26 protein-coding genes are annotated in these 26,776 nt (G+C 48.4%); 21 read left to right on the top strand and 5 right to left on the bottom strand.

Features of this window, described 5'->3' with window-relative positions; translation table 11 throughout:
- Window positions 1–4 precede the first annotated feature (4 nt).
- Window positions 5–544 (top strand): GNAT family N-acetyltransferase, encoded by a 540-nt coding sequence (locus tag MOZ60_RS03775; protein ID WP_370595695.1) that lies wholly within the window; start codon window positions 5–7, stop codon window positions 542–544.
- Window positions 545–553: 9 nt separating this feature from the next.
- Here MOZ60_RS03775 and MOZ60_RS03770 read toward each other — a convergent pair whose 3' ends face one another.
- On the bottom strand, window positions 554–1,150 hold the full coding sequence (locus MOZ60_RS03770) for a TetR/AcrR family transcriptional regulator (protein ID WP_370595694.1): 597 nt from the start codon (window positions 1,148–1,150) through the stop codon (window positions 554–556).
- 159 nt (window positions 1,151–1,309) lie between these two features.
- Between MOZ60_RS03770 and MOZ60_RS03765 the strand changes: the two genes are divergently transcribed.
- From MOZ60_RS03765 to MOZ60_RS03755, 3 genes are all read left to right on the top strand, one after another.
- Window positions 1,310–3,430 (top strand): efflux RND transporter permease subunit, encoded by a 2,121-nt coding sequence (locus MOZ60_RS03765; protein ID WP_370595693.1) that lies wholly within the window; start codon window positions 1,310–1,312, stop codon window positions 3,428–3,430.
- A complete protein-coding gene (locus MOZ60_RS03760; protein WP_370595692.1) occupies window positions 3,427–6,006 on the top strand; it encodes a hypothetical protein in 2,580 nt (859 codons plus the stop codon). The genes MOZ60_RS03765 and MOZ60_RS03760 overlap by 4 nt, the downstream gene beginning before the upstream one ends.
- Window positions 6,007–6,078: 72 nt before the next feature.
- Window positions 6,079–6,876 (top strand): Cof-type HAD-IIB family hydrolase, encoded by a 798-nt coding sequence (locus MOZ60_RS03755; RefSeq protein WP_370595691.1) that lies wholly within the window; start codon window positions 6,079–6,081, stop codon window positions 6,874–6,876.
- Window positions 6,877–6,884: 8 nt separating this feature from the next.
- On the opposite strand, the gene MOZ60_RS03750 is transcribed toward MOZ60_RS03755, so the two are convergent.
- Window positions 6,885–7,871 (bottom strand): metallophosphoesterase, encoded by a 987-nt coding sequence (locus MOZ60_RS03750; protein ID WP_370595690.1) that lies wholly within the window; start codon window positions 7,869–7,871, stop codon window positions 6,885–6,887.
- A 67-nt stretch (window positions 7,872–7,938) separates the two neighbouring features.
- On the opposite strand from MOZ60_RS03750, the gene MOZ60_RS03745 reads away from it, so the two are divergent.
- From MOZ60_RS03745 to MOZ60_RS03725, 5 genes are all read left to right on the top strand, one after another.
- Window positions 7,939–8,703, top strand: a complete 765-nt coding sequence (locus tag MOZ60_RS03745) for an HAD-IIA family hydrolase (protein ID WP_370595689.1) — start codon at window positions 7,939–7,941, stop codon at window positions 8,701–8,703.
- Window positions 8,704–8,954: 251 nt separating this feature from the next.
- On the top strand, window positions 8,955–11,354 hold the full coding sequence (gene leuS / locus MOZ60_RS03740) for a leucine--tRNA ligase (RefSeq protein ID WP_370595688.1): 2,400 nt from the start codon (window positions 8,955–8,957) through the stop codon (window positions 11,352–11,354).
- A 100-nt stretch (window positions 11,355–11,454) separates the two neighbouring features.
- Complete coding sequence (locus MOZ60_RS03735; RefSeq protein WP_370595687.1) at window positions 11,455–12,189, top strand: segregation and condensation protein A; 735 nt, start codon at window positions 11,455–11,457, stop codon at window positions 12,187–12,189.
- The gene (gene scpB, locus MOZ60_RS03730; RefSeq protein ID WP_370595686.1) at window positions 12,186–12,794 is read left to right on the top strand and encodes an SMC-Scp complex subunit ScpB; all 609 of its coding nucleotides are present in this window, start codon (window positions 12,186–12,188) and stop codon (window positions 12,792–12,794) included. Before MOZ60_RS03735 ends, scpB begins: the two co-directional genes overlap by 4 nt.
- A complete protein-coding gene (locus MOZ60_RS03725; protein WP_370595685.1) occupies window positions 12,772–13,266 on the top strand; it encodes a DUF4358 domain-containing protein in 495 nt (164 codons plus the stop codon). Before scpB ends, MOZ60_RS03725 begins: the two co-directional genes overlap by 23 nt.
- 65 nt (window positions 13,267–13,331) lie before the next feature.
- On the opposite strand, the gene MOZ60_RS03720 is transcribed toward MOZ60_RS03725, so the two are convergent.
- Window positions 13,332–14,135, bottom strand: coding sequence for a copper homeostasis protein CutC (locus MOZ60_RS03720; RefSeq protein WP_370595684.1), 804 nt, complete (start codon window positions 14,133–14,135; stop codon window positions 13,332–13,334).
- Window positions 14,132–15,415 carry an adenylosuccinate synthase gene (locus MOZ60_RS03715; RefSeq protein WP_277652621.1) on the bottom strand — a complete coding sequence of 428 codons (1,284 nt, stop codon included), beginning with the start codon at window positions 15,413–15,415 and terminating at the stop codon, window positions 14,132–14,134. The genes MOZ60_RS03720 and MOZ60_RS03715 overlap by 4 nt, the downstream gene beginning before the upstream one ends.
- A 140-nt stretch (window positions 15,416–15,555) precedes the next feature.
- Between MOZ60_RS03715 and MOZ60_RS03710 the strand changes: the two genes are divergently transcribed.
- The 7 genes from MOZ60_RS03710 (at window position 15,556) to MOZ60_RS03680 (ending at window position 22,893) form a co-directional block, all read left to right on the top strand.
- Window positions 15,556–16,404, top strand: a complete 849-nt coding sequence (locus tag MOZ60_RS03710; RefSeq protein WP_370595683.1) for an Mrp/NBP35 family ATP-binding protein — start codon at window positions 15,556–15,558, stop codon at window positions 16,402–16,404.
- A 68-nt stretch (window positions 16,405–16,472) separates the two neighbouring features.
- Window positions 16,473–17,150 (top strand): response regulator transcription factor, encoded by a 678-nt coding sequence (locus MOZ60_RS03705; RefSeq protein WP_277634879.1) that lies wholly within the window; start codon window positions 16,473–16,475, stop codon window positions 17,148–17,150.
- Window positions 17,134–18,561 carry a sensor histidine kinase gene (locus MOZ60_RS03700; RefSeq protein WP_370595682.1) on the top strand — a complete coding sequence of 476 codons (1,428 nt, stop codon included), beginning with the start codon at window positions 17,134–17,136 and terminating at the stop codon, window positions 18,559–18,561. Before MOZ60_RS03705 ends, MOZ60_RS03700 begins: the two co-directional genes overlap by 17 nt.
- A gap of 64 nt (window positions 18,562–18,625) precedes the next feature.
- Window positions 18,626–19,339 (top strand): ABC transporter ATP-binding protein, encoded by a 714-nt coding sequence (locus MOZ60_RS03695; RefSeq protein WP_370595681.1) that lies wholly within the window; start codon window positions 18,626–18,628, stop codon window positions 19,337–19,339.
- Window positions 19,336–20,835: a permease-like membrane multi-spanning protein gene (locus MOZ60_RS03690; RefSeq protein ID WP_370595680.1), complete on the top strand. Its 1,500-nt coding sequence runs from the start codon at window positions 19,336–19,338 to the stop codon at window positions 20,833–20,835. Before MOZ60_RS03695 ends, MOZ60_RS03690 begins: the two co-directional genes overlap by 4 nt.
- A 66-nt stretch (window positions 20,836–20,901) precedes the next feature.
- Entirely contained in the window at window positions 20,902–21,441 is a 540-nt protein-coding gene (gene rbr, locus MOZ60_RS03685) for a rubrerythrin (RefSeq protein WP_277008589.1), read from the top strand.
- Window positions 21,442–21,543: 102 nt separating this feature from the next.
- Window positions 21,544–22,893, top strand: a complete 1,350-nt coding sequence (locus MOZ60_RS03680) for a TerB N-terminal domain-containing protein (RefSeq protein WP_370595679.1) — start codon at window positions 21,544–21,546, stop codon at window positions 22,891–22,893.
- Here MOZ60_RS03680 and MOZ60_RS03675 read toward each other — a convergent pair whose 3' ends face one another.
- On the bottom strand, window positions 22,894–23,991 hold the full coding sequence (locus tag MOZ60_RS03675) for a DEAD/DEAH box helicase (protein WP_277634885.1): 1,098 nt from the start codon (window positions 23,989–23,991) through the stop codon (window positions 22,894–22,896).
- A gap of 68 nt (window positions 23,992–24,059) precedes the next feature.
- Here MOZ60_RS03675 and MOZ60_RS03670 point away from each other — a divergent pair, with 68 nt between their 5' ends.
- The 5 genes from MOZ60_RS03670 to MOZ60_RS03650 are packed head-to-tail and all read left to right on the top strand — an operon-like array spanning window position 24,060 to window position 26,754.
- Window positions 24,060–24,320, top strand: coding sequence for a TIGR03905 family TSCPD domain-containing protein (locus MOZ60_RS03670; RefSeq protein WP_277634886.1), 261 nt, complete (start codon window positions 24,060–24,062; stop codon window positions 24,318–24,320).
- Between the two features lie 42 nt (window positions 24,321–24,362).
- Window positions 24,363–24,869, top strand: coding sequence for a hypothetical protein (locus MOZ60_RS03665; protein WP_370595678.1), 507 nt, complete (start codon window positions 24,363–24,365; stop codon window positions 24,867–24,869).
- A gap of 5 nt (window positions 24,870–24,874) precedes the next feature.
- Complete coding sequence (gene lspA, locus MOZ60_RS03660) at window positions 24,875–25,330, top strand: signal peptidase II (protein ID WP_277634888.1); 456 nt, start codon at window positions 24,875–24,877, stop codon at window positions 25,328–25,330.
- Complete coding sequence (locus tag MOZ60_RS03655; RefSeq protein WP_370595677.1) at window positions 25,323–26,231, top strand: RluA family pseudouridine synthase; 909 nt, start codon at window positions 25,323–25,325, stop codon at window positions 26,229–26,231. Before lspA ends, MOZ60_RS03655 begins: the two co-directional genes overlap by 8 nt.
- A gap of 16 nt (window positions 26,232–26,247) precedes the next feature.
- A complete protein-coding gene (locus tag MOZ60_RS03650; RefSeq protein ID WP_370595676.1) occupies window positions 26,248–26,754 on the top strand; it encodes a deoxycytidylate deaminase in 507 nt (168 codons plus the stop codon).
- Window positions 26,755–26,776 lie beyond the last annotated feature (22 nt).

Below are 26,776 nucleotides of genomic sequence, written 5' to 3'. Positions count from 1 at the left end.
GAAAATGAAAATCGAAATGTATACACCGGAATATAAGAAGGCTATGGAAGATATCTGCATTGCCACGGCAAGTGAAAGAGCCCGCACCCAGCAGCGCCACCATGACTTCACGCTGCTGATGTATTGCGATGAGTATCTGGACCATGAAAAGGCGCTGATGTTAATGGCCGATGAACAGCCAGTGGGCTATGTCCTTTGTGCTGAAAACTATGCCGCATGGAAACAGAACATGATGCCTTATGCACAGAAGATCGAAGCTTTGAGTGATCCGTATGACAAGCATGTGCATGATGGCCTGGAGATGTATGGTGTGTATGCATCTGAATATCCTGCCCATATGCATATCGACATTCTCGAGAAATATACCGGCGGCGGCAATGGCACTGCTTTGTTTCATGCCTTGATCGATCTGCTGAAAAAGGATGGTGTCAGGGGACTGATGCTTGGTGTGGATCTGCATAACATAAGAGCTGTTTCCTTTTATAAAAAGATGGGCTTTGTGCCGCTGAATGATCTGGGTCTGATGGGATTGAAGCTGCAGTAAAAAAGCCATTCAGGGCTGAATGGCTTTGCGGATCATATCAAAGAGAACCGGTTTGAGATCATCGATATCTGTATCAGGAAAGTGGTCAATGATTACAGAATGGCAGATACCGGCAATCATGGAAAGCAGGGAATACAGCCGGAACAGAATCTCATGGTTGGAATAGCCGGACACCCTGGCATAATCGCTGATCTCCTGGCGCAGGGATATCATCAGAGGATTGGTACTGTTGTCAAAGTCATCGACGGTTAATGGAAAGATGAAGTCCTTGCGCATCATCTTGAGGGTTTCGGTATCGGCATGGAAATAGTCGATGATGAAATTAGCCATTGTAATGACATTGTCCGCAAAGGTATCCTTGCGGTTCCGATTCACCTCATCATATGCTTTCTGCATCAGGGTGAAGGAAATGCGCCGGTTGAGCGCTCTGGCAATGTCTTCCTTGGATGAGAAATACAGATAGAACGTGCCCTTTGCAATGCCTGCTTTCTGGCAGATCTCGGCAATCGAAACATTTGAAATGCCTTTTTCCACAAATAACTCATAGCTGCTGTCCAGCAGCTTTTTTCTTTTCTCCAGTTTTTTCTGCAGGATCACGTTTGGCATGTTTTTTCTCTCCATGAACGTATTATACTACACGCCAGATATACAGATTTGCTAAAATGACTAATCGTCATTATTTTCAATTGAACCATTATGATTATTTACTATAATGCTGTGTGTTGAGTAATGACCAAGAGTCATTTCATCATGGAGGGAGGGTCTATGAAGAAGATTGCGCACTTTGTGGTAAAGTTCCGCAAACTGATTCTGGTAATTGCAGTGGCACTGCTGATTCCAAGCCTGTTTGGCGCTGCCGCCACAAAGATCAATTACGATATTCTGACATACCTGCCATCGGATCTTGATTCCATGGTAGGTGAAACATATCTGGAAGATGATTTCCATCTTGCCTCTACTGCCATCATTACAGTAGAAGACATGCCGACGGCACAGCTGATGGATCTCAAACAGAGAATCTCAGAAGTGAACGGTGTCAGAAAGACATTCTGGATTTCCGATGTTCTGGATGAATCTGTATCACCGTCGGTACTGCCGGATGATCTGTATGATGCCATGTTCAACAATGACAAGGATGCAACGATGATGATTGTCACATTTGATGATATTGCATCCAGTCAGCAGACCATGCACGCTCTGGCCAAGATCAAGGTAATCTGCCAGGGAGAAGCCTATATCGGCGGCATGTCCATCATCCTGCAGGATACAAAAGCCATCGTTGACCAGGAAATGCCATACTACATTCTGATCGCGGTTGGTGCATGTCTGGTTGTTCTGTGGCTGGCACTGAAGAACAACATTGTGCCATTCCTGTTCATGCTGGGTCTGCTGTTCCCGATCCTGTACAACTTCGGCACCAACATCATCTTCGGCCAGATTTCCTACATCACCGAAGCACTCGCCACGGTATTGCAGCTGGGTGTGACGATGGACTACTCCATCTTCCTGCTGTCACGATATCAGGAGGAGCAGAACTGGTGTAAAGATGACTTTGAAGCGATGGAACATGCCATCCGCAATACGGCAACTTCCATCTCTGCTTCCTCTTTGACAACCATCGCCGGTTTCATTGCTCTGTGCGTGATGCGTCTGACCTTAGGAAGAGATATCGGTCTGGTCATGGCCAAAGGTGTTGTCCTGGGCCTGATCTCCACGGTCACAATCCTGCCGTCACTGCTGCTGTGCTTCAGAAGGGTGATCAAGCGCCATACCCACCGTACTGTCATCCCGAAGCTTGTCAAAGTCAGCCATTATGTACCAAAGCATTACAAGAAGATCACAGCCATCTTCTGTGCCATCTTCTTTGTCTTCTGCCTGGCATATCCAAAAGTGCAGAACTACTACACATTGACAGATTCACTGCCTGATACAATGACCGGCAAGATCGGCACCAACAAGATGAAGGAAGACTTCGGTATGACATCCAGTATCTTCGTGATTGTGGATGACAACATGAAGTCTGATCAGGTTAAGTCGCTCGAAAAGGATATGCGCAATGTCGAAGGCGTCAAGAGTGTGCTTGGCATTGATGATCTGGTGGATGCGGAAATCCCAGGTGATATGCTGCCGGGTGATCTGACTGATGTGTTTGAAACAGATGGAAAGAAGCTGATCATGGTAACATCCTCCTATAAAGCAGGAACAGATGATGCCAGCACGCAGATTACAGATCTGGTAAAGATCGTCAAGAGCTATGATGACAGCGGCGTCATAACTGGTGAAGCACCAATGACCAAGGACCTGATTGAAATTGCCAATGTCGATTTCCAGACCGTTAACTGGGTATCTATTGCCCTGGTATTCCTGATCATTGCCATCAGTTTCAAGTCCTTCACAATTCCGATCATGCTGGTCGCATCGATTGAATCCGCCATCATCATCAATATGGCAATTCCATACTTTACTGGCACCGTGGTTCCATTCATTGCAAGTATCGTGATCGGTACCATTCAGCTTGGTGCAACCGTTGACTACGCAATCCTGATGACAACCCGTTTTGAAGAAGAGGAACGGCGCGGCCACAACAAGTTTGAAGCAGCTCAGATCTCGATTGAAAACTGCTCGCAGTCCATCATGACATCCGGCCTGACATTCTTCGCTGCTACCGTCGGTGTTGCCTTTGTTTCCAAAATGGAACTGCTCAGCAGTATCTGTCTGATGATCGCAAGAGGCGCACTCATCTCCATGGTTGTGATTATCTTCGTTCTGCCTTGCCTGCTGATTATCTTTGAACCGATTATTCGCAAGACAACAGTTGGATGGGCACAGAAGAAAGGAAAGAAAAAGGAAGTAAAGAAAGCTGCAGCAGAGGAGGCTAAAGCATGAAAAAGTTTATCATCAAGGCAACAACACTTGCTGGTGTAGGTACATTGCTTGTTACAGGCGCACTGCCTGTTAATGCAGAAGATACAACATCAGACGGCACAACCAAAGATGAATCCGTCTATGTCGTACTCAATGCGGATGGTTCCGTATCCAGCGTGACGGTATCCGATCAGCTCCACAACGCAAATGGATTCTCCAACTACCAGGATAAATCTGATCTCAAGAACGTACAGAATCTCAAGAGTGATGATCCGGTACAGTCCAGTTCCGATGGCTACACATGGACCACAACAGATACAGATATTTATTACCAGGGCAAGACAACCAAGGCACTGCCGCTGGATACAACCATTGAATACAAGCTTGATGGCAAGACCGTAGACCCCAAGGACATCGTTGGCAAGAGCGGCCATCTGTCCATGACCTTCAACATCAAGAACACGCAGACCAAGCAGTATACCATTGATGGCAAGACCTACACAGTCTGCCAGCCGTTCTATGTCGCCGCCGGCGGCATGCCGGATCAGGATCACTTCACCAACGTCAAGATTGATCATGGTACTGTATCCACAGACACTTCTCACAGCATTGCCTTGGCTGTCATGATGCCGGGCATGAAGGACTCTATCGGTCAGTTTTTGACAGGAGATCTGTCCAGCCTGAATGACTACCTGTTTGATACGGTCACAATTGAAGCAGATGTAACAGACTTTGAGTCTCCGACCATGATGATGGCAGCCAGCACAGATCTGTCTGCTTTGAAGGGTGAACTCAAAGATGACGGTGCCTTTGATACAACTGATTTGTTTGATCAGCTTGATGAACTTGATGCAGCTACACAGAAACTGATTGATGGATCTAAAGCTTTATATGAAGGTGCAGATCAGTTGAAGGATGGAGCAAATCAGGTTAATGATGGTGTTGGTACATTAGTCAATGGTACATCTACATTAACTGATGGTACAAGTCAGCTGGCTGAAGGTGGTCAGGCATTGGTTGATGGAGCAAATCAGGCATCAGCTGGTGCTGCTGCATTACAGGCTGGTCTTGGACAGCTTGTTTCCAAGAATGATACTCTTGTTTCAGGAGCAAATAAGATTGCAGATGCAGTATTATCTTCAGCACAGACTCAGTTAAGAGAACAGTTAAAAAATAATTCAATCACATTGACCTGGGATAACTACGCTGATGTACTTGGTGATTACAATAATATCAACAATGATATGCGCGCTCAGGCTAAACAGAAAATTCGTTCTGCTGTAGAAGCGCAGACGGGTCCTTTAGATGAGTCAACATTTAACGGTATCTTATATATGTGTGCTTCTAACGGATGTACTTCTGAAGAAGATATTAAGAATTTTTTAAAGAGTAACACAGCATCATTAGAGACTGCAAATGCGGTTGCTACAGCTCAAAATGATGCTGCACTGATTGGTAAAAACGATTTTTCAAAAATAGATTCCATTTTAAATCTGGCTTTATATGAATCCAGTATTTCTACTACTGGTAACACTATAAAAGCAGCAACTGGAGTTACTGTTACAAATGCTCAGGCAGAGGCTGTTTGGTTAGCTATTGCATCCCATCAGATTCAATCTGATAATCTTGCTGCTATAGAAAATATTATCAACAATATTCCAGCAGATCAGACACAGCGTGGTATTCATGATGAAACTGTTCAGAGTGTATTGAAGGGGATGAGAACACAGGCGACCTATTCTAATGAAGTTATCTATTCAGGTATTTGTGCTACATTAAAATCTATGAAGATTACAGATGCTACACAGCAGGCTATACTAGTCACAATTGCCGGTGAATTACACGGAGATGCTGGTAGTACAAGCGATGCATTTAAGGGAGCCAGTGCAGATGTAACTACAGCAACTAATGTCAAGAACATGATTACTGATGGTAATAAGGAAGAAAATCAAAGTCTTATTAATGGCATGTTGAATACATTGGCTCTTCCTGAATTAAAGAGTGAGCTTGCAGGTGTCACAAAACAATTACAGGATGTCAGATCCTTTGTGGCAGGGTTAGAAACATATACAGCACATGTACAGTCTGCTTATACAGGAAGTACTCAGCTTGTTGCTGGTTTAACTGCTTTGACAAGTGGTGCTGATACATTGAATGCAGGAATTCAGAAAGTAAATACTGGTGCAGAATCTTTAAGTTCTGGCGCTAAGACATTAAAAGATGGTACTCAGACACTATCTGATGGTGCTACACAGTTATCTGATGGTGCTAAGACATTGTATGATGGTTTAGTACAGTATAATGAAGAAGGAATTTCCAAGCTGACCCAGAACAGTGATCTTGACAATCTGCAGACAGCCAGCAAGCTGATCTCTGACATCCAGAATGACGATGATGCCTATGTGAACTATTCAGGTATCTCGGATGGCACGGATGGCACTGTCAAGTTCATCTACAAGATTTCTACCGTCAAGAGTGAAGCGGATACCGAGAAGGATGCAGCTTCCAAATCTGATGATACATCGGATGTACAGGAGAGCTCTGACAAGGGCAACTTCTTTACCCGTCTGGCAGATCTGTTCATCTTCTGGAACTGATTGCTTAACCCGTGTATAAAAAGCACGGGCTTTTTTGTGCTTTTCTGTTAAAGTTGAACGGGAGGTTTTGTGATGATCAAAGCAGTCTTTCTTGATATTGACGGAACACTGATCCGTTTTGATACGCATGAGATTCCTGACAGTGCTCTTAAGGTGCTGCATCAGGCAAAAGAAAAGGGGATCCGCCTGTTTATTGCCTCAGGCAGACCGCCCATTCAGATGTCGTTATTATGTGAATCATTCCGTACTTTTCCCTGGGATGGCAAGGTACTGCTGAACGGGCAGTACTGTCTGGATGAAAAAGGACAGGTGATGCATCAGGAGCCATTGCCCATGTCCGCCATGGAAAAGCTTGTTCCCTGGCTTATGGACAAGCAGTTTAACTGTGCGTTTTATGAACTGGACTATGCCTATGACATCCATTTCAACCAGGACTATTACAACTATCTCAAAGAGATCGGCCATACCGAAAGAATGTTGCCGGTGGAGGATGTCCATCGTGCATTGTCTCATGAGACATACCAGATCTGCCCGTATATTCCTGCTGAAGAAGATCCGGAATTCATCAGCCATGCTCCTGGCTGCAAGTCCGCCCGCTGGACACCTGCTTTTGCCGATATTATTCCGGAAGACGGCGGTAAGCCGGAAGGTGTCAAACGCATGCTTGCCAAATACGGCATTGCAAGAGAAGAGTGCATGGCCTTTGGTGATGGTGCCAATGATATTACGATGCTGCAGTATGCAGGCATCGGTGTTGCCATGGGCAATGCCAATGATAATGTCAAGGCAGCTGCTGATTATGTTACAGCACCGATTGACCAGGATGGTCTGGCCAAAGCATTTGTGCACTTCCACCTGGCAACAGAATAGGATCAGAATTACTGTGCTGCGGCAGAAGCAGAAGAGGATGCCTGTGCACTCTCAGAAGCTGCAGCTGTGGCTTGCGGTGATGCGGAAGCACTTGTTTCATTGCCAGATGTACTTTCAGAAGTGGGCTGACTTGTTGGCTCACTTTTCTTTGTGCATTTCAGTTTATAGGAAACAATCTCGGCATTGGCAAGGAAGCGTACATCTTTACCGGTTGTACCGACACCATTGGTAATGTCCAGGGTGAAACTGTTGGATACTTCTGATTTGCCGCGGAAATACTGCTCAGCACCAGCCGGCGTGTAGTAGGCACCAAACAGCCAGTAAATCTGTCCGCCATGAGAATGGCCGGCCAGAAACAGATTGGTCAGATCAGCCGGAACATAATCGGCGGTATCCGGAGTATGGCATACTGTGATGACATAGTTGGTATGGGACACGGAACTGTAGGCAGCGGTGATATCCGGACTGCCATTGACACCAGAATCAATGCCGACGAGTGAAATGGAGGAAATGGACTTGTGATGCAGTGAGACGGAACGATTGTCCAATACCTCAAAGCCTCCCTGGGTCAGAATGGAGGACACCGCATTCAGCTTATCTTCGGATTCATGGTCAAAATCACCATACACGGCAAACTTGCCATACGGCGCATCAATATCCGCAAGCAGCTGCTGCACCTGTGCCGTGCTTGTATCATCCGGTGTCACGCCGGTGTCAAACAGATCGCCGCCGAAGATGACAATGTCCGGCGCATACTGATTGATCTTGTCTACCAGCTTTGTCATTCTTGTCTGATCCATGAAGGTCCCATAATCAAGATCCGAGAAGAAGATGATATTCATGCCATCCATGGATTCCGGAATGGTTTCGGCCGCAATGGTTTCATGACGGACCCGGTAATTTCTGGGGGCTGCAAAAAAGGCATCGTACAGGCTGAACAGCAGCAGGGCAAGGATCATGACAATCGTTAACAGGATGTTTCTGGTACGTTTCATAACGGGCTCTATCATAGCATAAGAAGAAGCACTGGTTGTGGTACAATTGCCTGTGCGGAGAGAGAGAATGTTACGGAAATGTCATCTGATTGCTGGAACAGCACTGGAAAAAAACCATCAGGCAGCCCCTGGTGCCATTGCGTTGATTGATGCCTTGCTGCGGACAAAGACACCATTTCTGATTGTTTCAGAAGAATCACAGCATCCCCGCATCGAGATGGTGGAACATTACCGCGGCCTTGGCTTTGCCTCCTTTTCACCAGATGTCATCTTTACCAGCACCATGGCTGCCATTGACTGGGTGGCACGGGAATATCCCAACCGCATTTCCGCTGCTTATCTTGGCGGCAGAGGCATGAAGGCATCCCTTCAGGAAGCCGGCTTTGATCTGTTGTCCAAGCAGCCCCAGTGGCTGTTTCTCGGCTATGATCCCAATGCTGCATCCCCGGACTACAATGAAGCACTGCGCCTTTTGAAACAAGGCACCGTTCTTCTCAATACAGACAGTTCACCCGTCCATGAGGGCATTCGTAAAACAATGGTAGGATGCGGTGCCGTTGCCCGCATGCTGGAATATGCCTCTGGTAAAAAATGCCTGGACTTTGGCAGGCCAAGTGTCATTACGATGGCCTCTGCTTTGAAATATGCCGGCTGTGAACCCAAAGATGCCGTGTATATGGGTGATGATTTCCAGAAGGATATTGTTCCGGCGATCCGGCTGAAAATGGATACTGCCTATGTAACCCTTGGCTCATCCATCTACGACTCCGGCATCAATGACAGTGTCCATCCCAAATGGATTGTGGAAGATCTGAGCGGTCTGGCCCATTGAAGTTTTTCATGACTGATGGTAAGATGGGCATGCTGTGAAGAAAAAGAGATAGTAGTATTGCTTCTGACAGTACAGAGAGCCGGTGTGGGTGAGATCCGGTATGGCAGAGAGTATGAACTGGGCTTTGGAGCAGCGGCTGAGCCGGCAGCCTTAACAAGCGGAAAGAGTGCGCATGATATGCGAACTAAGGTGGTAACACGTGCAAGCGTCCTTAGATCAGGGATGCTTTTTTGTTTATCAGGAGGAACGATATGCCATACGATCACAAGACGATTGAACAGAAGTGGCAGAAGTACTGGGAAGATCACAAGACCTTCCGGACGGATGCCTATGATTTCAGCAAGCCAAAGTACTATGTACTCGATATGTTTCCCTACCCCAGTGGACAGGGTCTGCATGTAGGCCATCCGGAGGGCTATACTGCCACCGATATCGTGGCCAGAATGAAGCGGATGCAGGGCTATAATGTCATGCACCCGATGGGATTTGATGCCTTCGGTCTGCCGGCCGAGCAGTATGCTATCAAGACCGGACATCATCCTGAGGAGTTCACGTATCAGAACATCGACCACTTCCGCAAGCAGATCAAGTCACTGGGCTTCTCCTATGACTGGGACAGAGAAATCCGTACCTGTGATCCTGACTACTACAAGTGGACACAGTGGATCTTCCTCAAGATGTATGAGGCAGGACTGGCTTATGAGGCTTATATGCCGGTCAACTGGTGCCCGCAGCTGAAAGCTGTGCTGGCCAATGAGGAAGTCATTGACGGCAAGAGTGAGCGCGGCGGCTATCCGGTCATCCGTAAACCGATGCGCCAGTGGGTCATGAAGATTACTGCCTATGCAGAAAAGCTGCTGAAAGGCCTGGATGATCTTGACTGGCCGGAATCCACCAAGGAAATGCAGCGCAACTGGATCGGCAAGTCTGTGGGTGCCAATGTTGTCTTCAGGGTCGATGGCACAAACAAGGAGTTTACAGTCTTTACAACCCGCTGCGATACATTGTTTGGTGCTACATACTGTGTGCTGGCACCGGAACATCCGTTTGTTGAAGAAATTACGACGCCAGAGCAGAAGGCTGCTGTGGATGCTTACCGCAAAGAAGCAGAAAAGAAGTCTGACCTGATGCGCACTGAGCTCAACAAGGACAAGACCGGTGTATTCACAGGTGCCTATGCCATCAACCCGGTCAATGGCAAGAAGATTCCAATCTGGATTTCTGACTATGTACTGGCAACCCATGGCACCGGTGCCATCATGGCTGTACCTGCCCATGATGAGCGTGACTATGCTTTTGCTAAGAAATTCGGCCTGGAGATCATCCCGGTGCTGGCCGGCGGTGATATCTCCAAGGAAGCCTGGACACAGGACGGTGTGCATATCAACAGTGAGTGGCTCAATGGCATGAACAAGGACGATGCCATCAAGGCCATGATTGCATGGCTGGAAGAGCACAAGTGCGGCAATGCCCAGGTAGCCTACAAGCTGAGAGACTGGCTGTTCTCCAGACAGAGATACTGGGGCGAGCCGATTCCGATCATCCACATGGAAGACGGTACAGTCCGTACTGTTGAGATGAATGATCTGCCGCTGGAACTGCCGGTTGTGCCGAACTATCTGCCGAGTGATGATGGTGAATCACCGCTGGCCCATGCCACGGACTGGCTGAATGTCGAGATCGATGGCGTCAAAGGCAAGCGTGAAACCAATACGATGCCGCAGTGGGCAGGATCCTGCTGGTACTATCTGCGCTATCTGGATCCGCATAACCCGGATGCCATTGCCGACAAGAAACTGCTGGATCACTGGATGCCGGTGGATCTGTACATCGGCGGTGCGGAACATGCTGTCCTGCACCTGCTGTATGCAAGATTCTGGTATCAGTTCCTGTATGATATCAAGGTTGTCCCGAACCCGGAGCCATTCCAGAAGCTGTTCCATCAGGGCATGATCCTTGGTGAAAACGGCGTCAAGATGTCCAAGTCCATGGGCAATGTCATCAACCCGGATGAACTGGTTGCTTCCCATGGTGCGGATGCATTGCGTGTCTATGAAATGTTCATGGGTCCGCTGGATGCCTCTCTGCCATGGTCCACAAAGGGCATGGATGGTGCCAGGAAGTGGCTCGACCGTGTTTACAGACTGTGCAATGATGCAGATATGGTCACCGATGAAGCAACACCGGCACTGAACTATTCCTACAACTATACGGTCAAGAAGGTGACCAGTGATATTGAGACACTGAACCTGAATACTGCCATTTCGCAGATGATGATCTTCATCAATGACTGCTACAAGAACGGCAAGGTCAACCGGAAGATGCTGGCTAATTTCGTGTTGATGCTCTCATGCTTTGCACCTCATCTTGGTGAAGAGCTGTATCAGACATTGACGCACCATGAAGGCAGCTGTGCTTATGAGCCATGGCCGTCATATGATGAAAAGGCACTTGTGCAGAACAAGGCTGTCATTGCCGTACAGGTCAATGGCAAGATGAGAGGTAAGTTTGAGGCTGACCGCACTGTTGACAAGGATACACTGCAGCAGGAAGCCATGAACCTGGACTCCGTCAAGCCGCATCTGGAAGGCAAGAACGTTGTCAAGGTAATTGTCGTACCTGGCAAGATCGTCAATATCGTCGTCAAGTAACAACCTCAGGGACTCTGCAGATACAGAGTCCTTTTTCTGTACCGTGGAAGCCTGCTGGTTTTGTATTCTGAGAACCGGTTTGTTATAATCGTGTTCGATTATGAACGAGTTTACGGTAACGATTGACAAATTTGACGGACCGCTGGATCTGATGCTGCATCTGATCAAAGAGAAGAAGCTGGACCTGCTCGATCTGGATATGAGCGTGCTGTGTGATCAGTACATGGTGTATCTGAATTCCATGCAGCAGCTGCATCTGGAAATTGCCTCAGAGTATCTGGCAGAGCTGGCATCATTGATCGAATATAAAAGCAGGATGATGCTGCCGGGAAAGCAGGATGAGCTGCCTCAGGATGAGGAAGATCCCCGTCAGAAACTTGTCAGACGGCTGTTGGAATACCAGCAGTATAAAGAAGCCAGTACTGCGCTTGCCCAGATGTTTGAGAGCCGCCAGCAGCTGATGGGCAAGCCGCTCAGTATGGAGGCAGATCAATACCGCACACAGCGGGAAGATCAGCCGGTACAGGGATCTCCATATGATCTGTTAAAGGCCATGCAGCGGATGCTGCACAGAATTCAGCTGAGCCATCCCCAGGAGCGTTCTTTTTCTGTCAGGGAAATCTCAATTGAGGACCGTGAACTGGAAGTGCGGGCAAGGCTGGACAGACTGCCGGATACATTCCGCTTTGAAACACTGCTGGATGACTGCAGAGATTCCCTGCCAAAGGCCATTGCCACCTTTCTCAGCGTGCTGGATCTTGCCCGTCTGCACATTCTGGTATTCAATGTCGATGAAAATGATGTGATCTGGTTTGGCAAAGGAGGGAAGGCATGAGTGAACAACTGGCAGAACAACAGAATGAAACAGATCTGCAGGCTGCTGCAGAGTTAAACCAAAGACAGCTCGCTGTGCTGGAAGGTCTTCTGTTTGTGACCGGGGATGAGGGTTTGACAGCTGCCCAGGCAGCAGATACCCTTGGTGTCAGTGAAAAACAGGCAGAAGAACTGTTTGCACAGCTGCAGAAAGTCTGGCAGAGTGATGACCGCGGCCTGGAAGTTGTCCGCTATGGTGATATTTACCGGTTTCTGACCAAGGCTTTTGTCCATACCTATGCAGCCAGACTGTTTTCCAAAGATGTCAAAACACAGCTTTCCCAGGCAGCTTTGGAGACGCTGGCAATCATTGCCTACAAACAGCCGGTCACCCGTGTGGAGATTGAAGAAATCCGCGGGGTGAGTGCCGATGCCATGTTACGAAAGCTGATCGCAAGAGGACTGGTTAAGGAAGACGGACGCTCAGAAGCACCTGGCCGGCCGATTCTGTATTCTGTGACCAATGAATTTATGGATGCGTTTCAGCTGCTGAGTCTGGATGAGCTGCCCGATCTGCCTGCATTTAATCAGGATGAGAAGAAAAATGATGACCTGTTTACGCAGTAAGATACGCAAATGTGTTTCCTGTGCATTGATGGTGCTGAGTCTTTGCGGCTGTTCTGCCGTAAAAAGCAGTGCCTCACCATCCGCAACAACAGCTTCCCAGGCACTGATCGAGGCTGATGAAATCGCGGAAAAACTGTCATTGACAGATTCTTTGCAACAATTGAAAAACCGCACTGTCAAAGGCATGATCTTCTCAGGTGATGATCTGTACAGCGATGCAGCGGTGCTGATGAGCAACACCGGCACGGCTGATACAGTCGGTGTCTTCTACGTCACCGACTTCGATAATGCCAAAACCGATATTCAGAACTATCTCAAGAATCTGGAAACACAGACAAATGTCTATGATGCCACGGAAATCTTCAAGATTTCCAATGCCGTGATGGAAGACAATGGAACAGACAAGATTGTTGTCATTATTGCCTCTGACATCGAAACTGCCAGAAAGCTGGCCAAGCAGGCAGTGCAGTAACAAAAGCAAAAGAACATAAAAAGAGGCGGACCGCTGTATGTCGGTTCACCTCTGTTTTTTCTTACTCAGGGACGCTCATCCTCATCATTCCAGTCAATGTTTTCAAAGCTGTCATTTCTCAGCATATCCTGATCTTCCCTGGTCAGGGTATTTTCCTGATGCAGAGCAGCCTGCAGATTCACAAGCACTTTACGGATATTGTCAGCACTGACTGCCGGATAGCTGCCGCTGTCATTCCTTGTTTCTTTCGCACTCATATGAAACTGCATACATCCGGTTGTATCCAGCAGGGCAACAATGTTGTCAGCCTTGACACCGCCGCCCGGCAGGATTTCAATCTGAGAGCCATACGCATTCTGCAGCTTTGTCAACAGATCAATCCCTGCGATGACATCTGCCTTCTGGCCGGAAGTCAGAATACGCTGCACACCAAGATTGATCAGCGTCTGTGCCGCCTGGAAGGGATCCGGTGTTTCATCAAATGCCTTGTGGAAGACAGCTTCCTTGCCATAGCCATGGATCAAAGACACCATCTTTGCCGTCGTTTCTTCATCAACTGTATGATCCGGATTCAGAAAGCCAAACACAATGCCATCGGCACCGGCATCCAGAAACAGCTGGGCATCACGGAACATTGTATTCTTTTCATCTTCGTTGTAGACAAAGCCAGCTGCTCTTGGCCGCACCATACAGATGATGCGCTTTTTTGATTTTTCTCTTGCCTGCAGGAAAGAGCCATAGGAGGGTGTCAGCCCGCCCAGTTCCAGAGCACTGTTGAATTCAACTCTGTCAACTTCATCAAATGCATCCGCAGTTAACAGATCGCTCAGACTGCCGGCACAGATTTCAATCTGGAATTTATCAATCATATCAGTTTGGAAAGAATGATATTGCCTTCACGCTCCGGATTGACCGAAACAAGGGCAATCTTTGTACCGCAGTATTCTTCAATGAAACGGACATACTTCTGGCAGTTTTCCGGCAGGTCCTCAAACCTGGTGACATGAGAGATGTCTTCCTTCCAGCCATCGAAAACCTTGTAGACAGGCTTTGCTCTGCCATAGACTTCCAGAGATGCCGGCACAGTGTCATAGACTTTGCCATCGATGTCATAGCCGATGCACACAGGCAGTTTGTCAAAGCCGGAGAGAATATCGATCTTGGTGATGGCAAGCTCCGTCAGGCCATTGATTCTGACACCCTGACGGACAACCGGCAGATCCAGCCACCCGACTCTTCTCGGCCGTCCGGTTGTAGCACCATACTCAGCACCTTTTTCACGCAGCAGTTTTCCTGTATCATCCAGAAGTTCTGTGACAAACGGGCCTTCCCCAACACGTGTGGAATATGCCTTGACAATGCCAATGATATGATCCAGTGCCTTCGGGCCGACACCCACACCTTCCAGTACACCGGCAGCGGTCGGAGAGGAAGAGGTCACAAACGGATAGGTGCCATAGTTGATATCCAGCATGTTTGCCTGGGCGCCTTCAAACAGCACAACTTTGTTGTCTGCCAGAGCCTTGTTGACAAGGTCCGTCGCATCACACAGCATTGGAGAAATGCGGTCACGGATCGGCTCAAATTCCTTGACGAGTTTATCATAGACGAACGGTTCACCGCCAAAGACTTTCGTGATTTCGGCATTCTTGATTTCCAGCGTATCCTTCAGTTTATCCAGGAATACGTCCCAGTCCTTGAGATCACACATACGCAGACCGATGCGGGAATACTTATCTGCATAGCAGGGACCAATGCCGTTCTTGGTGGTGCCGACACGGTATTTGGAAGCTCTCTGTTCTTCCAATTCATCCAGTCTGACATGATACGGCATCAGGATATGGGCGCGGTCAGAAATTCTGACATGATCGCACTTGACACCCTGTGCTTCCAGCGTATCAATTTCCTTGAACAGAACAAACGGATTGACAACAACACCAGGTCCGATGACACAGAGTGCATCGTGATTGAGAATGCCGCTTGGCAGCAGATGCAGCACTGTCTTCTTTCCATTGACAACAACCGTATGTCCGGCATTATTGCCGCCCTGATAGCGGACCACCATGTTTACATGTGTTCCCAGCAGATCAACAACTTTGCCTTTGCCTTCATCTCCCCACTGGGTTCCAACGACTACATAACCAGCCATGAATAGGCCTCCTTTTTTAACGGGAGTATTGTAGCACGATGTGCACCTGATCACCATATGAAGGAAGAGACATGCACAATCCATGCAATTAAACAGCGATCTGCTACAATGATTTCTGGAATTTGAAGGAGATTATCAATATGAGTGAGAAACAGAATCAGAATCCGGAGAACTGCAATCATAACTGTGACAGCTGCGGCAGCAACTGCGCTTCCCGCAGTGGCCAGGCTTCGTTCCATCTGGAACCAAAGGATAAGACCGTCATCCGCCATATGATCGGCGTTGTGTCTGGCAAGGGCGGCGTCGGCAAGTCCTTTGTGACAAGCCTGCTGGCATCAGAAATGGCCAGAAGGGGATACCGCGCTGCTGTGATTGACGGTGATATTACCGGCCCAAGCCAGGCAAAGTCATTCGGTATCCATGACAAGCTGATGGGAGACGGCACGTATGCCTACCCGGCTGTTACCAAGAATGGCATCCAGGTTGTCAGCACCAACATGATGCTGGACAATGATGAAACACCGGTGATCTGGCGGGCTGCCATCGTCACCAACCTGCTCAAGCAGTTCTATACCGAAGTGCTCTGGGACAATGTCGACTATATGTTTGTCGACATGCCTCCGGGAACCGGTGATGTACCGCTGACCGCTTTCCAGTCCTATCCGCTGGATGGCATCATCGTTGTGACCACACCGCAGGATCTGGTCGGCATGGTCGTCGAGAAAGCAATCAATATGGCAGAACAGATGCACATCAATGTCCTTGGCCTGGTAGAAAACATGGCCTACGTGGAGTGCCCGAACTGCCATGAAAAGATCTATCCGTTTGGCAAAGGCAATACCAAAGAAGTTGCCGCCAGACACAATCTGCCTGTGCTGAGTCAGATCCCGCTGGATCCGCGCATTGCCCAGGCTGCTGATGCCGGTACCATTGAAGATCTGATCGTAGATGGCATTGCCCCGGTGGCAGATGCCTGTGAAAAAATCTGAATTCATCACACAGCCGTCACATTAAGCCGATACAATAACACGAGAAACAGCGCTAAGGAGAGTGGCTTATGACCAGAATATTGATCGTAGACGATGAAGAAAAGATCCGGAACATGATCCGGAAATACGCAGAATATGAAGGTTTCCAGACGGATGAGGCAAAAGACGGCCTGGAGGCGGTGCAGAAGTGTGAAAAGAACAACTATGATCTGTGTGTCATGGATATCATGATGCCGAATCTGGATGGCTTTTCGGCAGTCAAGGAAATCAAGAAGACGCATCCCCGTATGCCGTTTATCATGCTCAGTGCCCTTGGCGAAGAGTATGACAAGATCCATGGTTTCGATATCGGCGTGGATGACTATGTTGTCAAGCCGTTTTCCAGCAAGGAACTGATGATGCGGATCCATGCCATTCTCAAGCGTGTATCGCCAGTCACAGAAGCAGGGGAAGTGCTGCGCTCCGGCGGTCTGGAGATCAACTTCTCTGCCCGTACCGTTACCATTGATGGCAAGCGCGTGCAGCTTTCTCCAAAAGAGTATGAACTGCTGGCTTATCTTGCCCACAATGCCGGCATTGCTTTAACCCGTGAACAATTGCTGCAGAATGTCTGGGGCTATGACTTCTTCGGCGATGACCGTACACTGGATACACATATCAAGCTGCTGCGGAAGAATCTTGGCGAATATGCCAGAGATATCGTGACACTGCGCGGGGTGGGGTATCGTTTTGAAAAAGAAAGTTAGTCTCAGGTGGAAGATCGGCCGTTATCTGATCATCTTTGCAGCAGTATTGATCTGTCTTCTGTTTGTTTTCCAGGTAGGTCTTCTGGAACCGATGTATGAGCACTCCAAGGTAGACGCGGTCAAGGCTGTCGGTGATCAGATTGTCAGTGAGATTGACAGTGATGATCTTGGCAATGTGATCCTGCAGGAAGGCGTTCAGAATGATGTGTGCGTCTCCGTACGCTATGCATCAGATACTTTTACGATGCGCTCACAGATGTGTGATGCCTTCGAGAATATGTCCGTGGAAGACACGGCATCCTTGATCGGCTATGCCCAGATGTCCAATAACAAGACCTATTATTCTGTGCAGTCAAGCCTGAAGAATTCCGGTCACGGCAATGCCTTCAAAAGCATTGTCTATGCCCGTATTGCCAAGGGTGAACAGGGCAATGCCGTGATTATGATCTACAGCGGTATTTCTCCGATCAATGCGACGATCAGCACCCTGACCAAACAGCTGGTCTGCATCTCATTGATGATTCTGGCCGCGGTGGTTGTACTGACATGGCTGATCTACCATGGCATTGCCAGACCGCTGAGTGAAATTAACAATGCGGCCAAACAGCTGCCAAAAGGTGAGTACCATTGCGATCCCAAGACAAACCAGTATCTGGAAGCCCAGGAACTCAACGAGACATTGTCCGCCGCAGCCAATGATATCCAGAAAGCGGACAAGGCAAAGCGTGATCTGATCGCCAATGTTTCTCACGATCTGCGCACACCATTGACGATGATTACCGGCTATGGAGAAATGATGCGCGATCTGCCGGGAGAAAAGACAGATGAAAATCTGCAGGTGATCATCGATGAATCCAAGCGCTTAAACAATCTGGTCAATGATCTGCTCGATCTGTCAAAGCTGCAGGAAAACAAGATCGTTCTGCAGAAGGAAGACTTCGATCTGGGCGCAATGATTGAGATTCAGATGCGCAAATACGATGTCTACAAGTACCAGGATGGCTTCGTCATTGAGCAGCAGATTGAGGAAGGTACGGTTGTCAATGCGGACCAGAAGCGCATGGAGCAGGTCTTCAATAACTTCATGATCAATGCCATCAACTACTCCGGTAAAAACAGGCACATCATTGTGCGTGTACAGAAGCAGAATGACAAAGTACGCACAGAAGTACAGGACTTTGGTGAAGGCATTCCGGCTGACAAGCTGAAAGATATCTGGGACCGCTACTATAAGATTGACAAAGAACATGTGCGTGTTTCACAAGGGTCCGGTATTGGTCTTGCCATCGTCAAGCAGATCCTGGATCTGCATGGCTTCCCATACGGTGTTAACAGTGAAGAAGGCAAAGGCAGTACATTCTGGTTTGAAATCCCTCTGGTCAAAGAAAATCCAAACAGTACGGATGAGTAATACCGTACTGCTTTTCTTTTCCTGTTTCCTATCACGGCAGGCATGATTTACAATATTGGTTGTCATGAATATCGTCGAAATCAAAAATCTGCACCAGTCCTTTGGCAGCACAGAAGTACTGCATGGTGTCAGCTTAAACATTGCCCAGGGGCAGATCTATGGCCTGATCGGTCCCAATGGGGCCGGCAAGACAACCCTGATGCGCACGCTTGTTTCCATTCTGCCAGCAGAAAAGGGAACCATCTGGATCGATGGCATGGATGTTTCTGAGCAGTCATTACAGACACGGCAGCTGTTGGCCTATCTGCCGGATAATCCGGATCTCTATGAACATCTGACTGTGCGGGAATTTCTTGACTTTACAGCCGATATCTTTGGCGTATCCAAAATGCAGAGAGAAGCAGAAATCCAGCAACTGTGCACGGATTTTGAAATCCATGACAAGCTGGGCGCACAGATCAATACCTTGTCCCATGGCACCAGGCAAAAGGCAGCACTCTGCGCAGCATTGCTGCATAAGCCAAAGCTTCTGGTACTGGATGAGCCTTTTGTCGGTCTGGATCCCAAAGCTGCCTGGATGCTGAAACAGAAAATGCATGAACTGTGCGCAGATGGCGGTGCCGTCTTTTTATCCAGCCATGTTCTGGATGTCGTGGAAAATCTCTGTGACAGCATCTCCTTTCTGAACCATGGCAGTATCATCATGCAGGGCAGTACAAAAGAGCTGCTGCAGGGCGGAAAGAACCTGGAAGAGATCTTTCTTGGCAGCGCGCAATGACACCGTTTGGCATTCTGCTGAAAGTACAGCTGAAAAACCAGTACAATACGGGGAAAAACGGCAGTCTGTCCGGTATCGGCGCGCTGCTGGTGGTCCAGGCACTGTTGATTTTCTGCGGGCTGGCTTATGGCTCTTTCATGCTGGATGATGGCTTTCCGGCCGACAGCCTGTTTCAGCTGCTGGGCGGTGATTCTATTTTGATCATGTTATTTGGCGTCTTTGCCTTCCACGCTGTCTTTTCCCGCCGCAAAGATGACGATATGCTCAAGGCCATGCCGATCAAGGCGGGCACCGTTAATGCTGTGCGCTGGACAGTCTTTCTCATCAGCCAGTATGTGTATTCTCTGGCCTTTCTGATTACCTTGTTTCTGCTTGTAAACAGCAGCCAGAATGCACCATGGCATTTTCATCTTCTTTCGGTATTATGTGCCATCTGCTTCCCGCTTCTGCCAAGTGCTCTGGGAGCACTGCTTGGCTATATCATGAGAAAGGCATCCCTGCATCACCGCAGTCAGCAGCGCATGGAAAACCTGCTGAATATCCTGCTTGTGATTCTGATGATTGCCGGTGCTTTTCTTTTTGAAACCATCAGTACGACCCAGAATATGGATCCCATTGTGCATCGCATCCTGTTTGTAATTGACTGGATGGCAGATGGCATCGGCCGCCAGGATGCTTCTGCCTGCATCGCTGCCATTCTGATTCATGCAGGCGTGTCTATTCTGCTGCTGCTCTGGCTGTCTGACCCCGTGGCAAAAATGCCAGTCTCCACAGGTAATATCGATTCACAGGCAGATGCCAAAACGCATGTGCGCAGTCCATTGCAGGCACTGCTGCATCTGTTTCTGAAAGAATCATTCCGGGATGCAGGCCTGTGGTTTTCCCATCACAGCAGTCTGCTGATGATGGCCGTGATGAGTGCGCTGCTGTTTGCCAACCGGGATCTGCTCACCATCATACCGGCAAAAGATGATGCATCATCGTTTATCAACATTCTGATCATCCTGCTGTTTTTTACGCATTCCAGCATGGATCTTGCCAGTGCTTTTGCCAGTGATCAGGAACAGATGTGGATTCTGCTGTCGATGCCTATTGACCCATCAGATATTCTGTTTTCAAGACTATGTGCCAGCATTGCCAGTTCGATCCCGTTTTCCGCTGCATGCATGATGGTGCTGGCAGTGCGCTGGCATGTGGAAACCGGCATGTTTGGCTATGCATTGCTGACCATGATCACAGCATGCGTCAACACAGCAATGATCAGCCTGTATTTCTTTCTTCGCTATCCAAGTTTTGCAAAGGGAAGACTGACCAGAGCATTGCTGACATCCATGGCTGTTTCCTATACAGTTTATATTGTTGAGGCAGTCATGCTTGCCAGCGGACGGCTTGATCTTGCCATCTCCGTCATCCTGCTGTTTCTTGCCGGGATGGGAGCACTTCTGTTTACAAGAGGACGGAAACTGTTTGGTAAAATTGGCATGCGTTCTCTTTGAAGAATTTTGGAAAAATTGTGCTAAACTGAAGACAGCAGTTGTATCTGCAAAAGGAGATCACTTGATATGGAATTGAAAGGTTCAAAAACAGAACAGAATCTCATGACAGCATTTTCTGGTGAGAGCCAGGCACGCACAAAGTATGATTTCTTTGCCAGTCAGGCAAAGAAGGATGGCTATGAGCAGATTGCGGCGATCTTTGCTGAGACAGCACTGAACGAGAAGGAACATGCCAAGCTGTGGTTCAAGTATCTGCAGGGCGGCAGTATCCATGATACAGAAGATAATCTGAAGCAGGCTGCAGCCGGCGAGAACTATGAGTGGACACAGATGTACAAGGAGTTCGCTGAGGTTGCGGATGAGGAAGGCTTCAAGGAGATTGCGGCAAGATTCAGAGGTGTTGCAACCGTGGAGAATACCCATGAAGCACGCTACAACAAGCTGCTGGCCAACCTGCAGAACAAGGAAGTCTTCGTTAAGAAGGATGAAGTTACATGGCAGTGCCGCAACTGTGGCTACACGGTTGTTTCCAAGACCGCTCCGAAGGTATGCCCGGTCTGCCAGCATCCGCAGTCTTTCTTCGAAGTACGTAAGGTCAATTACTGAGCAAAGTATCATTTCTCATCATCAGACAGCCGCTTGGCTGTCTTTTCTTTCCCATTGCAAAACAGATCACAGCAGGTAAGATACACAAAAGGAGAAGGAAAGATGGCAGACAGAAATCAGGATGACATACAGGATGATCTGCAGCTGGGCAGCCATGGGATTCCACGGCCTGTTTTGACCATGAAGCAGATGTATGAAGCCATGCCATTCTGCCGTGATGAACGTGATATCAACTTTGTCAGACAGGGAAAATATCTTGCATACTTTACAGATGACTACGACTGCCAGCGCACCTTTGCATGCACATATCCAACCTATCAGGAGCTTCCTTATGATGTATTGAGAGGCTATTTCTCCTTTCGCACAAAATGGCGCCGCCATCAAGCTGTGACGGGCACAAGAGTATACTGGACTCTGTTGTTTGCGGAACTTGCCAACCAGATTGGCACAAAAGATCCAATGGATGGTTTTGCACAGATGTGGCATGCGGCAGCTATGGTGGCCAAACAGGATAACCGGTTTGCACAGCAATGTGTGCAATGGCTTTGGGATGATGCCATTTACTACGGTATATCCACAAAACAGACTGCCATGCTGGCAGACCACATGCTGGCGAAACAGAGACTGTTCAAAAAGATCACGAATCCGGATGATGCCGCCGCCCTGGAAGCGATGCAGAAACTTGCCGGGTATCAGATCCCGGATGATCTTTCCACCCCCGAGAGAGAGAATATGATGATCGCTGGCATGCGTGCCATGCAGGTAAAATATCCTGCTCTTTTTGGTGCGGTGCAGGAAGGCAGTCTGCATCTGTTTGCCGGTCTGCCATTTGTTTCTGTCATACAGCAGGACCGTGATGTTCAGGTTGATGCATACACAGCGTATCACTGCCGCAATGGACTTTGGTATGGCCCGTTCTATGTATACAGTTCTGCCATGCAGCACAAAGCGAAAAAGCTGCTGCAGCAGTGTGAAATAGAAGTGCGTCACCTGCAGCATCTTTCCTGCCGGCGTAAAGATGTATGTCCGGATGACAGGCATGAGATTGTTCAGGCAATGCAGGAATATCTTTGCAAAGCACATGCCATCCGCATCGATCAAAAGCACCTGGAACAGATTCGCAAGGATGCCACTGTGACAAGAGAGGCTTTGTTAACGGAAGAAGAGAAAGCGGCAGAGCTGGAAGAGAAGACACAACCATCAGAAAGCAATCTCACAGAACAAACAGAGCCTTTGTTAACAAATAGCGAAAAGAATATTCTCCAGGATCTGCTGCAAAAGAAAAACATCACGCTGCCAGAAGGCGTGATGCCAAGTGTGCTGGTTGACCAGATCAATGTGAAACTGATGTATGAGATTGGGGATCTGGTTCTCTATGAAGAAGATGGCAGGATCAAGCTGGTGGAAGATTACCGGGATGATCTGAGAGAAATCCTGCAGAATACAAAATAGCTATTTCCGGCGCGGTTTCCGCTGCATCTTTGTTCTTTGTACTTCCTGATGCAGAATGCCTTCCAGATCTGCATTCTGTTGGGCAGGAGTCAGAAAGATCCATGCATCAGACTGTCTGCCATCACGGGATGCACGCCCAACCCGGTGGATCAGACTGTCGTGATCATCCGGCAGATCATAGCAGATCACAAGTGAAACAAAAGGAATATCGATGCCTCTTGCCGCAACATCGGTTGCCACAAGTACCGGTAATGTTCCACTCCGGAAATCGGCCATGATTTCCTTTCTCTCCTTCATGTCCATTTCTGAATGGATTGCCTTTGCCTGAGGCAGATGATCTGCTACAAACGCACATGTTTTTCTTGTATTGCAGAAGACCAGGGCATGTTTTGCTTTCAGGATGTTTTTCAATGCATCCAGCTTGCGGTTTTCCGGTGTGATCAGGGCATGGATGGCAATATGCTGCGCCATTGCCTCATCATGCTTCACAGTGACCTGGATGGGATCTTTCTGGATCTGGTGAGAAAGGGAAAGCACAGCAGGCGTAAAGGTTGCTGAATACAGCAGGGTCTGATGCACTGGCAGATCATTGAGAATATCCATGACATCCTGCACAAAGCCCATGGAAAGCATGACATCACATTCATCCAGCACCACACTTTCCATTTCCTGCGTTTTCAGTGTATGCCGGCGCAGATGATCCTTGATGCGGGCAGGCGTGCCGATCACCAGATCAGCACCATGGTGAAAAGAGCGGATCTGTGCCTGCATATCCACGCCGCCAGTCAATATTGCCGTACGTATGCCTTCCTCATATGAAAGAAGCTTTCTGGCAGTGGCAGCAGTCTGGATGGCCAGTTCTCTGGTCGGCACCAGGATCAAAGCATGGGGCAGATGGCGTCCTTTTCCCTGGGATTTCATCTTCTGCAGCAATGGCAGAAGATACGCCAGTGTCTTGCCAGAACCGGTCGGGGCATTGACAAGCAGATCACGGCCATCCAGAACATCTTTCATTGTGTCCTGCACTCTGGCAAAAGAAACAATATGCATCGCTGCCAGTGCTTTCTGCAGCGGCTCTTTAAAGTCCGTTATTTCCATGCTATCCAAAATAGCACATTCTGCAGATTTGTACACAGATTGTGCTAAACTGTGGATGGAGGGATTCTATGAAACATTTTGAATACAGTCCCAAGGGTACATGTTCCGTCAAGATGATGTTTGACATTGATGAAAACACTGACACGGTTCAGAATCTGGAAGTGATCGGCGGCTGCAATGGCAATCTCAAGGGAATCGGTGCTCTGCTGAAAGGCATGAAGGTGGAAGATGTGATTTCCCGTCTGGATGGCATCACCTGCGGGATCAAGCCGACATCCTGTCCGGACCAGATTGCCAAGGCTCTGAGTGCCTATGAGGCACAGCACTGACTGTGTCTTTTTTTATTGTTTCTATGCTAGAATATCTGCGCTATGAATATGGAAGAAATCAGTAAGAAACTGGCGGGCAGTCCGGATGGCATCTGGGTGGATTATAACCGCGGAACTTTTCTTTTTATTGTCAAGGACAGGGTATGGCAGAAGGATGAGCTGCACAGTGCTGCCCATCGCGAAGTGACTGTCTCATTTGTATCCAAAGGCATCCTTGACCTGTTTGTTCTGACCATTGATGACTGTCTGGAACCGAGTGATATGCCGCTTTGCATGAAGGAAGCAGATGCCGGTATGATTGCATCCATGAACGAGACTTCACAGTTTCGCTGGCAGATCGTACTGGCTGATGAGCACAGCAGAGTGCTGCTGAGCAGAGAGGGCAGTTTCAGTGCACATGACAGTGCTGCCATGAAGAAGATCCTGCTTGACCGTTTGAATCAGGACTACAGCACGGAAGACTTTGACCATGCTTATGAAAAGAATGCAGCAAGATATGAACCATATATGCTGGAAGAACAAGCCGTCTTTACCGAAAGGAGCAAATAAACGCAATGACTGCAGCCATTATCGTTGTAATTGTGCTGGTGCTGGACCAGCTGACAAAATTCATGGTACAGAATTCGGCTGTACTGCAGACCCAGAGTATTCCCGTCATTCCTAAATTTTTCTATCTTACCTATGTGCAAAATACCGGTGCCGCCTGGTCTGTCTTTGCGGACAAGACACAGCTGCTGGCATTAGTATCTGCGGTGGCAGTTGGCGTCATGCTCTGGTATGTCATCACCAGAAAACCAAAGAAGTGGATCCTGTTTGCACTGGCACTGATGATCGGCGGAGCGGCGGGCAATATGATCGACCGCATCTGGCTTGGCTATGTGCGTGACTTCTTTGACTTCTATCCCTTTGGCTATAACTTTCCTGTCTTCAATGTCGCTGACATTGCCCTGACCATCGGCGTCATCATGCTCATTCTGGCATCTTTGAAAGAGGAGGACCAGCATGCTTGAGACATTTACAGTCGAAACCGAAGAACCGATCCGCATTGACCGCTATCTTGCCTCTGTATCGAAGCTCTCCCGTACCAGAGTACAGGCTTTGTGCGATGAAGGCTTTGTCAGGGTGGATGACAAACCGGTCAAAAGCAGTTATAAGCTCAGTGATGGGGAAGTCATTGAAGCTGAAATCCCGGCTGATCAGGAACTCCAGGTTGAACCGGAAAATATTCCGCTGGATATCCTGTATGAAGACAGCGATATTATCGTTGTAAACAAGCCAAAAGGCATGGTTGTCCATCCTGCTCCGGGCCATGAAAACGGCACACTGGTCAATGCGCTTCTGTATCATTGCCATGATCTTTCCGGCATCAACGGCGTACTGCGGCCTGGTATTGTCCACCGGATTGATAAAGATACAACCGGGTGTCTTGTTGCTGCCAAAAATGATGCGGCCCACAGATCCCTGGCAAAACAGCTGGAAGATAAGACATGCCACCGGGAATACCGTGCGATTGTGGAGGGCATTCTGGATACAGATGCAGCAGTTATTGATGCTCCGATCGGCCGGGATCCCCGCAACCGGCAGAGAATGGCTGTGACAGATGTCCATGGCAGATCTGCCCGCACCCATTACCGCGTGCTGGAAAGATTCCGGGATACAACCTATATCGAATGCAAACTGGAAACCGGCCGTACCCATCAGATCCGTGTGCATATGAAGTACTGCGGACATCCGGTGCTTGGCGATGAAAAGTACGGCCATAAGTGCAAACTGATGGACACCCAGGGACAGGTGCTGCATGCATACCGCCTGACGCTTGTCCATCCCTCAACTGGCAGAACCATGGTATTTGAAGCACCGCTGCCGGAATACTTCCAGCAGCTGCTGGCTCTGCTTGAAAAACAGAAATGAATATGGAGGGAAACCAATGGAAGAAAAAAGAAAAGATGTATTGACCTGGGATGAGTATTTCATGGGGCTTGCCCATCTGTCTGCCCTTCGTTCCAAAGATCCCAACACCCAGGTAGGTGCCGCCATCGTAGATGAAAACCACCGTGTTGTGTCGGTCGGCTATAATGGCATGCCAAAAGGATGCAGCGATGATGTCTTCCCATGGAGCAGGGAAGGTGCCATCTTACAGACAAAGTATGCGTTTGTCGTTCATGCCGAGCTGAATGCCATCCTGAATTCCAAGTATCCGGTATCCGGATGCACACTCTATGTTTCTCTGTTTCCCTGCAATGAATGTGCCAAAGCGATCATCCAGGCTGGTATCCGCAGAATTGTCTATGAATCTGACAAGTACCAGAACACAGATACCACCATTGCCAGCCGCCGTATGTTAAAGGCAGCCGGCATTGAGCTTGTCCAGCTGGAAAATACTGTTGTTCTCCATGTGGAAAAAGTGTGCAATCCTGAATACAGGGAGAATTGAAAAAGCAGCACATGGCTGCATG

The sequence above is a fragment of the Grylomicrobium aquisgranense genome (genome assembly GCF_033971865.1).
Classification (GTDB): domain Bacteria; phylum Bacillota_I; class Bacilli_A; order Erysipelotrichales; family Erysipelotrichaceae; genus Bulleidia; species Bulleidia massiliensis.
Note: the sequence above shows the minus strand (reverse complement) of the source record. Positions and strands in the feature narration are given on the sequence as shown.

Coding starts and splice junctions, on each gene's coding strand:
- MOZ60_RS03745 (WP_370595689.1), top strand. CDS start 7,939: ATGTTACGGAAATGTCATCTGATTGCTGGAACAGCACTGGAAAAAAAC.
- MOZ60_RS03775 (WP_370595695.1), top strand. CDS start 5: ATGAAAATCGAAATGTATACACCGGAATATAAGAAGGCTATGGAAGAT.
- MOZ60_RS03655 (WP_370595677.1), top strand. CDS start 25,323: ATGCTTGAGACATTTACAGTCGAAACCGAAGAACCGATCCGCATTGAC.
- MOZ60_RS03665 (WP_370595678.1), top strand. CDS start 24,363: ATGAATATGGAAGAAATCAGTAAGAAACTGGCGGGCAGTCCGGATGGC.
- MOZ60_RS03695 (WP_370595681.1), top strand. CDS start 18,626: ATGAATATCGTCGAAATCAAAAATCTGCACCAGTCCTTTGGCAGCACA.
- MOZ60_RS03715 (WP_277652621.1), bottom strand. CDS start 15,415: ATGGCTGGTTATGTAGTCGTTGGAACCCAGTGGGGAGATGAAGGCAAA.
- MOZ60_RS03705 (WP_277634879.1), top strand. CDS start 16,473: ATGACCAGAATATTGATCGTAGACGATGAAGAAAAGATCCGGAACATG.
- MOZ60_RS03650 (WP_370595676.1), top strand. CDS start 26,248: ATGGAAGAAAAAAGAAAAGATGTATTGACCTGGGATGAGTATTTCATG.
- MOZ60_RS03710 (WP_370595683.1), top strand. CDS start 15,556: ATGAGTGAGAAACAGAATCAGAATCCGGAGAACTGCAATCATAACTGT.
- MOZ60_RS03735 (WP_370595687.1), top strand. CDS start 11,455: ATGAACGAGTTTACGGTAACGATTGACAAATTTGACGGACCGCTGGAT.
- MOZ60_RS03760 (WP_370595692.1), top strand. CDS start 3,427: ATGAAAAAGTTTATCATCAAGGCAACAACACTTGCTGGTGTAGGTACA.
- MOZ60_RS03750 (WP_370595690.1), bottom strand. CDS start 7,871: ATGAAACGTACCAGAAACATCCTGTTAACGATTGTCATGATCCTTGCC.
- MOZ60_RS03725 (WP_370595685.1), top strand. CDS start 12,772: ATGATGACCTGTTTACGCAGTAAGATACGCAAATGTGTTTCCTGTGCA.
- MOZ60_RS03720 (WP_370595684.1), bottom strand. CDS start 14,135: ATGATTGATAAATTCCAGATTGAAATCTGTGCCGGCAGTCTGAGCGAT.
- rbr (WP_277008589.1), top strand. CDS start 20,902: ATGGAATTGAAAGGTTCAAAAACAGAACAGAATCTCATGACAGCATTT.
- MOZ60_RS03765 (WP_370595693.1), top strand. CDS start 1,310: ATGAAGAAGATTGCGCACTTTGTGGTAAAGTTCCGCAAACTGATTCTG.
- leuS (WP_370595688.1), top strand. CDS start 8,955: ATGCCATACGATCACAAGACGATTGAACAGAAGTGGCAGAAGTACTGG.
- MOZ60_RS03755 (WP_370595691.1), top strand. CDS start 6,079: ATGATCAAAGCAGTCTTTCTTGATATTGACGGAACACTGATCCGTTTT.
- MOZ60_RS03770 (WP_370595694.1), bottom strand. CDS start 1,150: ATGCCAAACGTGATCCTGCAGAAAAAACTGGAGAAAAGAAAAAAGCTG.
- MOZ60_RS03680 (WP_370595679.1), top strand. CDS start 21,544: ATGGCAGACAGAAATCAGGATGACATACAGGATGATCTGCAGCTGGGC.
- MOZ60_RS03670 (WP_277634886.1), top strand. CDS start 24,060: ATGAAACATTTTGAATACAGTCCCAAGGGTACATGTTCCGTCAAGATG.
- MOZ60_RS03675 (WP_277634885.1), bottom strand. CDS start 23,991: ATGGAAATAACGGACTTTAAAGAGCCGCTGCAGAAAGCACTGGCAGCG.
- MOZ60_RS03690 (WP_370595680.1), top strand. CDS start 19,336: ATGACACCGTTTGGCATTCTGCTGAAAGTACAGCTGAAAAACCAGTAC.
- lspA (WP_277634888.1), top strand. CDS start 24,875: ATGACTGCAGCCATTATCGTTGTAATTGTGCTGGTGCTGGACCAGCTG.
- scpB (WP_370595686.1), top strand. CDS start 12,186: ATGAGTGAACAACTGGCAGAACAACAGAATGAAACAGATCTGCAGGCT.